Here is an 11,653-nt window from a genome sequence, read left to right as displayed (position 1 = left end):
GGACTTTTGTCACAGCCCCTTTTTATATTTATTACCGTTGTAACGCTGACAATCTCAATCTAAAATATTGTGTCACTTCCTTTAAAACATTCAATGGCAGTGCTTACAAATAATTGTAACGGCTTATTTAAATGCCAATATTGCCTTATTAAGACAAATTGTATATTTATTAATCTTTTTAATATTCTTTTAATAATTGGGGTTGTAAATTAAATTTTAATTAATTATAATCAACATCAATCAAACCAATCTCAATTCAAACATCTGTGTGTATGCCACTTAACAGTGGTTAGGGAGAATAAGAGATAAATTAAAAACCAGGAGGGGAATATCTTGGGGTCTACATCACAATTTTTAAATATTAAGGACGTTAGTACCGCTTTTAAGATCAAAGGTAAGTATTATGATGCTATTTCTCATATTAACTTAGAAGTACATCATGATGAAATTCTTGCCATTGTTGGTGAGTCTGGTTGTGGGAAAAGTACTTTAGCAACCACCATCATGGGACTACACGATCCGTCAGAAACAAAAATTACCGGGGAAGTAGATTTCGAAGGCACCGACCTTTTGAAGCTTGACGAAAATGGCTATAACCAATTCCGTGGCGCTAAAATCGGCATGATTTTTCAAGATCCACTTTCCGCTTTGAATCCATTAAAACGAGTTGAAGATCAAATTAGTGAAGTTATGGATTATCACACTGATTTCTCCGATGAGCAAAAACATCAACGAGTTTTGGAATTGCTTGACCAAGTTGGTATCGTCAATCCCAAACGAACTGCTCATCAATTTCCACATGAGTTATCTGGTGGGATGAGACAACGTGTCATCATTGCGATTGCCATTGCTTGTAAGCCCGATTTAATCATCGCTGACGAACCAACAACTGCTTTGGATGTAACGATTCAAGCTCAGATTCTTGATGTTCTTCGTGAAATTCAAAAAGAAAATCACGCCGGAATTATTCTTATCACCCACGATTTAGGGGTTGTTGCTGAAACTGCTGACCGTGTGGCCGTTATGTACGCTGGTCAAATTGTTGAAGAAGGTAGCGTTGAACAAATCTTCAATTCGCCAAAACATCCCTACACTCGTTCATTGTTAAGATCCATGCCTCAACTCGACAAGGAAAACGATGATCTGTATGTCATTAAAGGAAATGTTCCTTCATTACAAAAGATGCCTAGCACTGGTGATCGTTTTGCTCCAAGAATTCCTTGGATGTCAGACGATGACCACGAAGCTGAACCAACTATGCATGAAGTTGAATCAGGACATTTGGTTCGTTGTACTTGTTACAAATCATTCAAGTTTCCTGATGAACAAGGGGGTGCATCTGCATGAGCTTAGTTGAAATTAAAGATTTAACCGTGCACTACCCTATCCGTTCTGGTTTTTGGAACCGAATCACTGATTCAGTTAAAGCGGTCGATGGCATCAGTTTCAATATCGAAGCTGGTGAAACATACGGACTTGTTGGTGAATCAGGTTCAGGAAAATCCACGACTGGTAAATCAGTTGTTGGTCTCGAAAAAGTTACTAGCGGTTCGATTATGTACAAGGGAAAAGATATTACCAAAAAAGCAAATCGCAAGAGTCTCGATTACAATCACGATGTGCAAATGATTTTCCAAGACTCTCTTTCCAGTTTGAATCCCAGAAAAAGAATTGAAGATATCATCGCTGAACCATTAAGAAATTTTGAACACCTCGACAAAAACGAAGAAAAATTACGAGTTTTACAATTGCTCGATATCGTTGGACTCGATGCTGACGCGCTTTATAAGTACCCACATCAGTTCTCAGGTGGTCAGAGGCAACGTATTGGTGTCGCTCGTGCTGTTGCTACCAATCCCAAGTTAATCATCGCTGACGAGCCAGTTTCAGCCTTGGACTTATCCGTTCAAGCTCAAGTGCTTAACTTTATGAAAAAAATTCAACGTGAATTTGGTATTTCTTATTTATTCATTTCCCACGATTTAGGTGTTGTCAGACACATGTGTAACAACATCGCCATCATGAACAATGGTCGTTTAGTTGAAATTGGTACCAAGGATGATATTTATAATCACCCAATGCATATTTATACTAAACGACTCCTAGCTGCCATTCCAGAAACAAACGTCAACAATCGTGCGGAACACCGTGCTAAACGTTTGAAAGTCGAAGAAATTTATCGCGAACAAAAAGATAAATATTACGACAAAGATGGCTTAGCTTACCCACTAGTCCAAATCACACCAACACATTCAGTCGCATTACCTGAAGACTTGGTTGATCAACTAAAACATGAAGGCGAGGTGCAAGCATAATGTGGAAAACAATTCTCCGTCGTATCTTAATTATGATTCCTGAAGTTATTATTCTTAGTATTTTAGTTTTCCTACTAGCTAAAGCGATGCCTGGTGATCCATTCACTGGTTCCATCAACCCTAAAGCTGATCCAGCACAATTGCACCACTTGATGAAAATCAATGGTTTGTACGATCCTTGGTATCAACAATATTGGAACTGGGTCGTCCACTTGTTCCACGGTAATTTAGGAAATAGTTACCAATATCAAGAACCTGTTACCCGTTTAATTGGTAGTCGGGCTGTTAATACACTTTGGTTAGCATTATTCACGACTGTTTTAACTTATTGCTTTGCTTTACCAATGGGTATGTACGCTGCTAAGCACGAAGGAAAATTACCTGATTCAATTATCAGAGTTTACACTTACGTAACTTTCTGTATTCCTTTCTTCGTTATCTTAGTTATCGGTGTTTGGATTTTCGGTTACGTACTTGGCTGGTTCCCAACAACTGGTTCAATTTCATCAACCGCCAATCCGGGTTTGCCATCAATTGGTTCCCGTTTCTACCATATCTTGTTACCTGGTGTTTTGGGAGCATTATTCGGAACCGTCAACGTTGTTCAATACCTTCGTTCAGAAGTTATCGATGCTAAACGTTCAGATTATGTCAGAACAGCTCGTTCGAAAGGTGTTCCTGAAAAAGATATTTACAGACATCATATTTTTAGAAATTCATTGTTACCAATTGCAGCCTTTGCAGGTTACTCCATTACCGGTTTGTTGAATGGTTCCCTATTTACCGAAACCGTCTTCTCTTACCCTGGTATGGGATTACTCTTCATTAACTCAATTAGTTACCGTGATTACACTGTTATCACCGCATTGGTTTTAATCTACGGAATCTTGAATCTTCTAGGTACCCTACTTTCAGATATCATCCTAAGTATCGTTGATCCTAGAATCAGAATCCAATAAGGGGGCCGTCAATTATGGAAGAAAATTTAAATAGACATTCAAAAATTTCAGCGGCCGACCTAGAGCGACTTTCCAAAGAAGCCCAAGATGAAGCTACTCCTTCCTCAGCTAAAATTATCTGGAGCGAGTTCAAAGCTGATAAACCAGCCATGGTAGCTTTAGTTATTGTCATCGGATTTATCTTGTTCGTCATGATTGCTTCACTTTTCATCAATACACCAAAGATGATGGAAACAGACATCATGAATTACAACGCATCGCCCGGAACGAACGGATTCTTACTCGGAGCTGATACTGGTGGACGATCCGTTGGTCAACAATTAATCGTTGGTGCTAGAAATTCAATCGGTATCGCTATTGGTTTGACAGTTATTTCATCAACTTTCGGTATTTGCTGGGGACTTATCTCCGGATACTTCAACGGCTATATCGACTGGGGTATGCAACGTGTGTACGACTTTATGATGATGTTGCCAATGACTATGATGATTATCGTTTTAGTTACTATCATCAAAAACTACAACGCCGTCACATTGACACTGATTTTCTCAATTTTTTATTGGGAAGGTACCTCGCGTCTGATTCGTTCCAGAACGCTTTCTGAGTCCGAAAAAGATTACGTTGCTGCTGCCAAAACATCTGGTACAAGCAATTTTAAGATTATCTTCAAGGAAATCATGCCTAACATTTCATCCCTAATCATCGTTGATACAACTTTATCTTTCGCTGAAAATATCGGGGTTGAAACAGGACTTTCCTACTTGGGATTTGGTCTTCCCATTCAAACACCATCACTTGGTACTTTGATTGCTAATGCCAATGATCCTAACAATATCACTCAATACTGGTGGACTTGGTTACCAGCAGCTCTTCTGATCATCGTCTTGTGTCTCTCAATTAGTTACATTGGACAAGTTGTTCGTCGGTCAGCTGATGCCTCACAACGTCACGGTATTGATGCTTAATTATTTTTGAAATTATACTTAGCCACTTGAAAGAAGTGATGCCTCCATCATTCAAATTACATCTCTTGGTTCTCTTTCTTTATTACAACCAATTCATCTTTCAACAAGGGGATTTGGCAAAATTTATAGTTTTTAAAATTTTTTCAAAGGGGAAATATATATGGTTAAAACAAAAACTAAGCTAGCCACAATTGCCGTAACTTTTCTTGCAGCAATCACACTAGCTGGCTGTTCAAACAATAGCAGTAGCGAGTCCTCAAGCGCTGCCGTTAAATTACAAACAGCGTATAAGAATCCAGATAAAACTGATAAATCAGCAACTAAGAATGGTACTTTGAAATTGGCCTTAGTCAACAATGCCCCATTCCAAGGTATTACTGATCCTGCTCTAGCTCCAAACGAATCAGATAGTCAGGCCTTTGCACCTGGTGGTTCCGGAAACTTGTTCAACGTCGACAAGAACTACAAGATTGTTGATGGTGGTATGGCTAACCAAAAGCTTGATCGTAAAGCAAAGACAGCTACAATCACACTTCGTAGCAATGCTAAATGGTCAAACGGCTCACCTGTTACTGCTAAGGATATTGAATATGCTTATGAAGTTCTAGGTAATAAGAACTCAACTTCACAACAATATTCATCTGATTTTGAAAACCTTGAAGGTATGGCTGAATACCACGCTGGTAAAGCTGACACTATTTCAGGTATTACTTACCCTGATGGTGAAAATGGTAAAGTTGCCGTTCTTCACTTCAAGAAGATGGCTCCAAGTATGAAGTTTGCCGGAAACTCATATATCTGGCAATATGTTGAACCTTACGAATACATCAAAGATGTTCCAATTGCTAAACTTGCTGCATCAGAACAAATCCGTAAGAACCCTATCTTTACTGGTCCTTACAAGCTAGATAAAGTTGTCGAAGGTGAATCAACAAGTTGGTCACCAAACAAGTACTACTACGGCAAGAAAGCTCAAATTGGCCACATCACAATCAACGTTGTTTCAATGAACAATATTGATAAAGCTCTTCAATCAAAGAAGTATGATTCCGTTGTTCCTTCAGGTGCTGGTTCACTTGGTGGTACTGATTACAAGAACTTGAAGAGCCTTAAAGATTACACAAAGGTTGGTCAACCAGCCTTCACATACAGTTACTTTGCCTTTAACTTAGGTCACTTCGATACTAAGACTGGTAAGAACGTTATGGATTCAAACAAGAAGATGGCTAACAAGAACCTACGTCAAGCTATGATGTACGCTCTAAACATTGATCAAGTTACAAAGAAATTTGGTAATGGTGTCAAGCAACGTGCTAATACTTTGCTACCTCCTATCTTCTCTAAGTACTATGACAAGAGCGCTAAAGGTTACACACTAAACATCAAGAAAGCTAATAAGTTACTTGATGAAGCTGGATACAAGAAACGTAATGGTAGCAAGTGGCGTTCAGATCCTAAGGGCAAACCACTTACAATCTACTTCGGTGCTATGACAAGTAGTGCTACTACTGAAGCAACATATCAAGATTACCTACAACAATGGCACAAGATTGGTTTGAATGTTAAATTTACTAACGGTAAACCAATGGAAATGAATAGTTTCTACGATACCCTTCAAAAACCAAGTCAAGACAAGATGGATATCTGGTTAGGTGCATGGTCAACATCATCTGAACCTACAGAAACACAATTGTACGGTGATACAGCTCCATTTAACTACGGTCACTTCGTAACAAAGAAGAATAGTGAATTGATTTCTGCAATGAACAATTCAGCTTCATGGAACGATAAGACACGTACTAAGGTCTTCAAAGAATGGCAAAACTACATGAATTCTCAAGCCGGTGTTGTTGGTGAAGAGTTCTCATACAACTGGCAACCAGTTAACAACCGTGTGAAAGGATTCGACTTTGGTCCTGCTAATAATGAATTCTACAGCGACCTTACATTGACTTCTTCGAAACTGAAGTAGTCAATGGGCTCCATTATTCAGACTAATTGGCTGTTCTCCCATATTACACACACATAAAAAAATAGCTAATTGGTTAGTTTAAAACCTCAGAAAAAGCTGAAACACTTGGATAATTCCCGATCCAAGCTGCTTCAGCTTTTTTGTTGTGTGGGAACCTGCCGCCTACAGTCACAAAAGACTTTGCCTGCTGTGGGACCGACTTGAGCCAAGGTCTCAAGTCTCGGTTTTGAGCTTCGCAAAGTACGCGAATCTCAAAACACGTCCGTGGAGTAAGGACGAAACGTCCTAACTCCACCTTCACTGCTGGCAAAGTCTTTTGTGACCTACGGCTAATTCCTTTTTTATTTTTTTATCCATCGTATACAAATGTTATTCTACTCACGCATTAATCCATTTGAAGTACTCACATTTATTTATCACTCAAAAATTTTCTTAGTTGTACATCATCATTGTTATATCTAAATCCATCCGTAACTTTACTATCAATAGCTAATTTCTTTACTGACGGCATTGATTCTGCAACAGATGAACTAGCACTAGTCGTAAATGGAACAATTGTTTTACCACTGAAATCATATTTATCAAACAGTGTATGAAAAATCATTGGCACTTGCCCATTCCAAGTTGGATATCCTAAATAGACCGTGTCATAATCATTCAAATCAGGCAGTTGTGTCTTCAAGGCTGGATGTGTTTGATTCTCAAACTCCTTTTGAGTAACTGGAACATAATTAGAATATCCATCAGGATAAGGCGTAATTGGCTCCAATCTAACCATATCTGCATTAGTAATTTCTTGAATCTTTTCAGCAGCCTTTTTTGTATTATTTGATAATGAAAAATATATAATTAGTTTTTTCATGTTATTTCCCTCAACTTATTTTAAATATTGATTAGAAGATATACTCATTCATAATTAAATTCTCATATATAACCAACCAGTCAATTTTAATACAATAGTCGGAAGAACCGAGAAAATAGTCACAGGCAGTGAAAGTGGCGTTAGAGCTTTAGCTCTTACACCACCGGGCGTGTTTGGAGACTTGCTCGCAAGGCTTCAAACCGAGGTCTGAGACCTTGGCTCAGGCCGGTCCGCACAGCCAGTGACTATTTTCTCGCTTCTGAAGACGGCAACACCATCATAATCCTTAAAGTACCCTTTAAAGCAAGCATTTTGTCGTTGTGCTATGCTTAATATATGTCTATTTTGAGGAGAGATTAATTTTAAAATGAATATTGAAGAAGATTCATCGTACCAGCAAATGATCAACGGGGAGCTATATTTGGAGTCAAAGGACTTAGCTGCCTTACGCAACGACGTTCGAGTTAAATTGATGGATTACAACCGTATTGCCAACAATGACGAACGTAACAGCAAGATCAAAAGTTTGATGAAATCAGTCGGCGATAGATTCTTTGTTGAACCAACGATTTACTTTAGCTACGGAGTTAACATCACTATTGGAAACCATTTCTACGCTAACCACGATGTAATGATCTGTGACGAAGGTAAAATCACCATCGGTAATGATGTTAAGTTTGGACCAAAAGTCGGTCTCTACACTCCACAGCACCCATTAGACCCATCACTTCGTCGGACCGAAGCTGAAACAGTTGCACCCATTACAATCGGAAACGATGTTTGGGTTGGTGGCGGTGCTAGCATCCTTCCTGGCGTTACATTGGGAAATAACGTCATCGTTGGTGCTGGATCTGTCGTAACACATTCATTCCCTGACAATGTCATTGTTGTCGGAAATCCTGCTCGTGTCTTAAGAGAAAATAAACCTAAAGAATAAATAAAAACGGAGTTAGTAATCAAATCTTGATTGCCAACTCCATTTTTTTATTTAAAAATATCTATTAACCCTTACGACTAACGGCTAAACTATCATGAGCTCCTAGCTTGTTATTGTGAGCTAAACGAACAATCAAATCAGCTACACTGCCACGAGAAACTTCATCAGTTTCGGCTTTTTTACCGCTAGCAATTACTTCATAGTTATCAACATCTGTTCCATCATCCAACCAAACAGGACGGACAATTGTGTAATTCAAGTCGGAATCTTCGATCACACCAACAACTTGTTGATATGGTGCTAAAATTTCCTCATCACTCAAATTACCAGATGCTCCATTGGTAACTGGTACTTCATTACATAATCCCATTGATGTGATGAATAAGAAACGACTAACGCCCTCTTTATCCATTGCATCAATAATCTTTTGGATCAAACGTTCCTCATTACTATCGAGTGATACTAAAACCACATCAATACCCTTCATCGCATCATCCAAAATCTTTTCGTCGATAATGTCTCCTTGAAATACACGTTCGCGCTTTTCATCAATCGTTAAAAGATCAGTGTACCGTGCCATCAAAGTAATATTATCATCAGTTTTGTCCAAAAAGAATTTTGCTGCAGTTTGACCCATTAAACTCGTTGCACCAATAATCAACACATTTGCCATATACTCTACCTCCGATTTTTACCTCTCTGTTACCCCTCTATCCTAACTCTTTCTAAAAAATCTTGCTGGGATGACACAAAAATAAGCCAGTAATCTCATGGATTACTAGCTTATTTCTTTAGGCTCTAAACCGAGTTTCATAATTCAGTCTCCAAAACTAATACAAAATTGCATTCATACTAGGATAACTATTGTCGCCAGGTGTATATAAAACGCGACAATTGATTTTATTGATCAAGGATTTTATCAGTAATTTATTGTGCTCTACTGAATATGAACTACCGTCGTTAAACGAAACTAATGATTTAACATCCCGATTGTTTAAAGCAAAATCAATAATACTTAAGTCATTGATAACGCGATTCTTTTGACTCGCAGTTTTAACATCATTTTTAACTTGTTCTACTTCAGCAACTCTCTCAAAGGCAAAGTAATCGTTGACTCTTTCGGCTAAATCAGCGTGAGACAAGTTGGCAATTGAACCACGCATGATGCCACCGATGTATGGACTATTCTCATGGGAATTTAAATAGACATCTAACGTTTCAGGCAATCCTGCTAAAACAAAGGTATATCCGTGTAATTGATGCAAGTTAGTTAACTCTTTATCCAAATATTGATAATAAATCATTTGATCTTTTTGCTGCTCTTCTGACTTAGTGCGGTGACCGTGATAAGTTGCTGTCAGACCACCATATGAGCCAGAATTGACATTGGAGTTAGCATCAAAATCAGAATAGTAATCGGAAAATCTAGTGTGAAGTCCTGCTAATTCAACCTCTTTTAAACTATCAATATCAAAGACGTGGATGCGGTCACGGCTGATATTAAGCAAATAATCTGGTCTCTTAATATTTTCTTCAGGGAGTAAGAGATCTTGAATCAAGAAAGTACTACCAACATGTTCCTTCGGCAAAACCGTATGTTCCATTGCACAAATTTCCATGTTCTCATTGTTGGCAAAAATCAATAAGGCTTTTTTAGAGCTATTCCATAGTTTCCTATCAAGAATCAGGGATTCTAAGTCTTTAACTGCATTACTCCACTCCCGACGTGGATAATTTAGTTCTAAGTCTTTTTTGACATCTTTTAGAAGATTTTTGTATGCAAGCAAGTTACTCTCTGCCTGAGGAGTTTCCGGATGAATCGGTAAGATAATGCTGATTTTTGGTTCCATATCGGATGTAAAAAGTTTCATTAAGTTATCGTTTTTTAATTTCATAGTTCATCTCCTTATCTAAAATCTAATCGTTATCATTAGTATATTATTAGAATAGCATGGTATATGTTTGTCTGTCTATTTATAACTATATTTTTGCGTACAAAAAAGAACCTAACACTTCATAAGAAAGAATTAGGTTCTTTTAAATTATCCTTGGGTAGGATTGTGGAAATGTGATGGTGCTGTATCTGGCATTGCATTCAATGTCTTCATATCTTCAGCACTAATTTCAAAGTCTAATTTTGTATTAGCAACGATGTGTTCCTTATGAACAGCCTTTGGCAATGGTAAGACGTCATTTTGAATAACAAATTGAATTGCCAATTGTGGAACGCTGACATTATACTTTTCAGCAATCTTCAAAACATCTTGGTTATTGATCAAGCCACCTGTAGCAAGTGGTGAGTAGGCCTCAACCAAAATATCATTCTTTTTAGCAAATTCAGTAATCTTAGGTTCTGTGAATCCAATGTAGTATTGAATTTGATCAACCATTGGCTTAACAGTGGCTGTCTTCATAACATTTTCCAGATCATGAACGTTAAAGTTTGAAACACCAACAGCCTTAACACGACCTGATTTATAAATTTCTTCCATAGCACGCCATACGTCAAGATTTTGCTTGTCGTAATTTGCACCAATTTCACCCCATGGCCATGGAGCGTGAACTAGATAAAGATCCAAGTAATCAACATCTAAGTTCTTCATTGTTGTTTCAAAGTCTGCTAGAGCACCATCATATGATTTAGTTTCAGCAGGCAATTTAGAAGTAACGAATAAGTCCTCACGCTTAACGCCTGAATCTTTAATTCCTTGGCCAACTTCTTTTTCATTACCGTAAACAAGTGCCGTATCAATATGTCTGTAACCAGTTTCGATAGCGTCACTAACCGCTTGTCTTGCTTGGTTAGCAGGAATTTGCCATGTACCAAAAGCTACCTTAGGAATCTTCACACCATTATACATATCAAATGTATCAGTTAATTTTGTCATCAGAATGCTCCCTTCACTATGAAAGAATCATAAACCTTAGAGGTAACTCTAAGTCAAACATTTTAACCCTATTTGTAAGGGATTATTTTTTTCATCTTTTCCACATGTGGATTCAATGTTTTTTCCATCCAAGTAATATCTAACCAACGATTGAATTTAAATCCGACCTTGTGGAAAACTCCGACTTCTTTGTACCCACACTTTTCATGAAATCTAATACTATTGGCATTTTCTTGTGTAATACAAGCCATCAAATTAACTACACCTTGCTTTTGCAATGCTACTTCTAGTGCCTGATACAATTCAGTACCCAATCCGTGACCTTCATAATTGTGATCCAAATAAATACTGACTTCTACTGTCCAAGCATAAGCTGCTCGTGGTTTATACGGGTGAGCGTAAGCATAACCCAAGATTTTATCATCATCGTCTACAGCTACCAAATACGGAAAAGTTTCTGAGATCTTACAAATCCGTTGCTTAAAGTCGGCAATGGTCGGAATAAAGTCTTCGAAAGTAATCGTTGTATCCGTCACATACGGAGCGTAAATATCTAACAGAGCCTCTGCATCAGTTTCTGTTGCTTGTCTAATTTTTGTCATTCACAAAGCCTTCTTGTAAAGATTTTATTAAGTAAATATTATAGACCTTTTGTTATAACAAAAAAGTACCGTTTATAAATCCCTGCAAGGGAGATAAACGGTACTTTCAAACGACTTTAATTATTTATGATACGAAAAAAGGAACCGACATTT

The 11,653-nt window shown here is 37.8% G+C and carries 11 protein-coding genes; 6 read left to right on the top strand and 5 right to left on the bottom strand.

The window, feature by feature from the left end; all coding sequences use genetic code 11:
• Window positions 1-333: 333 nt before the first annotated feature.
• The 5 genes from FD31_RS13030 to FD31_RS13010 all read left to right on the top strand — a co-directional run bounded on the left by FD31_RS13030 (window position 334) and on the right by FD31_RS13010 (window position 6,211).
• Window positions 334-1,347: an ABC transporter ATP-binding protein gene (locus FD31_RS13030; protein WP_057893221.1), complete on the top strand. Its 1,014-nt coding sequence runs from the start codon at window positions 334-336 to the stop codon at window positions 1,345-1,347.
• On the top strand, window positions 1,344-2,315 hold the full coding sequence (locus tag FD31_RS13025; RefSeq protein ID WP_057893220.1) for an ATP-binding cassette domain-containing protein: 972 nt from the start codon (window positions 1,344-1,346) through the stop codon (window positions 2,313-2,315). The genes FD31_RS13030 and FD31_RS13025 overlap by 4 nt, the downstream gene beginning before the upstream one ends.
• Window positions 2,315-3,274 carry an ABC transporter permease gene (locus FD31_RS13020; protein WP_057893219.1) on the top strand — a complete coding sequence of 320 codons (960 nt, stop codon included), beginning with the start codon at window positions 2,315-2,317 and terminating at the stop codon, window positions 3,272-3,274. Before FD31_RS13025 ends, FD31_RS13020 begins: the two co-directional genes overlap by 1 nt.
• Window positions 3,275-3,288: 14 nt before the next feature.
• Window positions 3,289-4,239: an ABC transporter permease gene (locus FD31_RS13015; RefSeq protein WP_057893218.1), complete on the top strand. Its 951-nt coding sequence runs from the start codon at window positions 3,289-3,291 to the stop codon at window positions 4,237-4,239.
• Window positions 4,240-4,399: 160 nt separating this feature from the next.
• Complete coding sequence (locus FD31_RS13010) at window positions 4,400-6,211, top strand: oligopeptide ABC transporter substrate-binding protein (RefSeq protein ID WP_057893217.1); 1,812 nt, start codon at window positions 4,400-4,402, stop codon at window positions 6,209-6,211.
• A gap of 409 nt (window positions 6,212-6,620) precedes the next feature.
• Here the strand turns inward: FD31_RS13010 and FD31_RS13005 are convergent, their stop codons facing one another.
• Window positions 6,621-7,073, bottom strand: a complete 453-nt coding sequence (locus tag FD31_RS13005; protein WP_057893216.1) for a flavodoxin — start codon at window positions 7,071-7,073, stop codon at window positions 6,621-6,623.
• A 367-nt stretch (window positions 7,074-7,440) separates the two neighbouring features.
• On the opposite strand from FD31_RS13005, the gene FD31_RS13000 reads away from it, so the two are divergent.
• Complete coding sequence (locus FD31_RS13000; protein WP_057893215.1) at window positions 7,441-8,010, top strand: sugar O-acetyltransferase; 570 nt, start codon at window positions 7,441-7,443, stop codon at window positions 8,008-8,010.
• Window positions 8,011-8,074: 64 nt separating this feature from the next.
• On the opposite strand, the gene FD31_RS12995 is transcribed toward FD31_RS13000, so the two are convergent.
• The 4 genes from FD31_RS12995 to FD31_RS12980 form a co-directional block, all read right to left on the bottom strand.
• The gene (locus tag FD31_RS12995) at window positions 8,075-8,683 is read right to left on the bottom strand and encodes an NAD(P)H-binding protein (protein WP_057893214.1); all 609 of its coding nucleotides are present in this window, start codon (window positions 8,681-8,683) and stop codon (window positions 8,075-8,077) included.
• 157 nt (window positions 8,684-8,840) lie between these two features.
• The gene (locus FD31_RS12990) at window positions 8,841-9,905 is read right to left on the bottom strand and encodes a baeRF8 domain-containing protein (RefSeq protein ID WP_057893213.1); all 1,065 of its coding nucleotides are present in this window, start codon (window positions 9,903-9,905) and stop codon (window positions 8,841-8,843) included.
• 147 nt (window positions 9,906-10,052) lie between these two features.
• Window positions 10,053-10,898 (bottom strand): aldo/keto reductase, encoded by an 846-nt coding sequence (locus tag FD31_RS12985; RefSeq protein ID WP_057893212.1) that lies wholly within the window; start codon window positions 10,896-10,898, stop codon window positions 10,053-10,055.
• A gap of 68 nt (window positions 10,899-10,966) precedes the next feature.
• Window positions 10,967-11,500 carry a GNAT family N-acetyltransferase gene (locus tag FD31_RS12980; RefSeq protein WP_057893211.1) on the bottom strand — a complete coding sequence of 178 codons (534 nt, stop codon included), beginning with the start codon at window positions 11,498-11,500 and terminating at the stop codon, window positions 10,967-10,969.
• Window positions 11,501-11,653 lie beyond the last annotated feature (153 nt).

The sequence above is a fragment of the Companilactobacillus nantensis DSM 16982 genome, assembly GCF_001435815.1.
Taxonomy (GTDB): domain Bacteria; phylum Bacillota; class Bacilli; order Lactobacillales; family Lactobacillaceae; genus Companilactobacillus; species Companilactobacillus nantensis.
The sequence above is the reverse complement of the archived record's forward strand: the minus strand, read 5'-3'. Positions and strand labels throughout refer to the sequence as shown.

Bases quoted from the DNA above. Each gene is read 5' to 3' on its own strand.
- FD31_RS13025 (WP_057893220.1), top strand. From the start codon at position 1,344: ATGAGCTTAGTTGAAATTAAAGATTTAACCGTGCACTACCCTATCCGT.
- FD31_RS13010 (WP_057893217.1), top strand. From the start codon at position 4,400: ATGGTTAAAACAAAAACTAAGCTAGCCACAATTGCCGTAACTTTTCTT.
- FD31_RS13005 (WP_057893216.1), bottom strand. From the start codon at position 7,073: ATGAAAAAACTAATTATATATTTTTCATTATCAAATAATACAAAAAAG.
- FD31_RS13000 (WP_057893215.1), top strand. From the start codon at position 7,441: ATGAATATTGAAGAAGATTCATCGTACCAGCAAATGATCAACGGGGAG.
- FD31_RS13020 (WP_057893219.1), top strand. From the start codon at position 2,315: ATGTGGAAAACAATTCTCCGTCGTATCTTAATTATGATTCCTGAAGTT.
- FD31_RS13015 (WP_057893218.1), top strand. From the start codon at position 3,289: ATGGAAGAAAATTTAAATAGACATTCAAAAATTTCAGCGGCCGACCTA.
- FD31_RS12980 (WP_057893211.1), bottom strand. From the start codon at position 11,500: ATGACAAAAATTAGACAAGCAACAGAAACTGATGCAGAGGCTCTGTTA.
- FD31_RS12995 (WP_057893214.1), bottom strand. From the start codon at position 8,683: ATGGCAAATGTGTTGATTATTGGTGCAACGAGTTTAATGGGTCAAACT.
- FD31_RS12990 (WP_057893213.1), bottom strand. From the start codon at position 9,905: ATGAAATTAAAAAACGATAACTTAATGAAACTTTTTACATCCGATATG.
- FD31_RS12985 (WP_057893212.1), bottom strand. From the start codon at position 10,898: ATGACAAAATTAACTGATACATTTGATATGTATAATGGTGTGAAGATT.